A 255-nucleotide genomic window follows, 5' to 3' on the forward strand; every position below is an offset into this window, starting at 1 on the left:
AATAGTATTGTCTGACATTGTACAATCCGACGTTGTACATGTTCTTGGCAATATGGCACAGTTCTCGAAGAGTCAAGTATTCTTCTTTGGTCAAACCATTTAGCTGTTGTTTGATACAAAAATACATTTTTTCACCTCCCATCTAACTATATTATACTATATTTTACTGAATCTATCCTATTTTCAGCAAAATATAGTTAAGGCGATTCATCTCCCACTTACTCCGCTTCGCTTCGTTGAAGTGGGAGTCTTCTC

At 36.1% G+C, this 255-nt stretch carries 1 pseudogene; it reads right to left on the reverse strand.

Annotated features, from left to right (window positions below):
- Nucleotides 1–127, reverse strand: a pseudogene (locus tag ETC02_RS18725) (RNA-guided endonuclease TnpB family protein); the annotation flags it as partial.
- Nucleotides 128–255: the final 128 nt, after the last annotated feature.

This window comes from Geobacillus sp. DSP4a (genome assembly GCF_013096875.1).
In the GTDB taxonomy this organism is placed as follows: domain Bacteria; phylum Bacillota; class Bacilli; order Bacillales; family Anoxybacillaceae; genus Geobacillus; species Geobacillus thermophilus.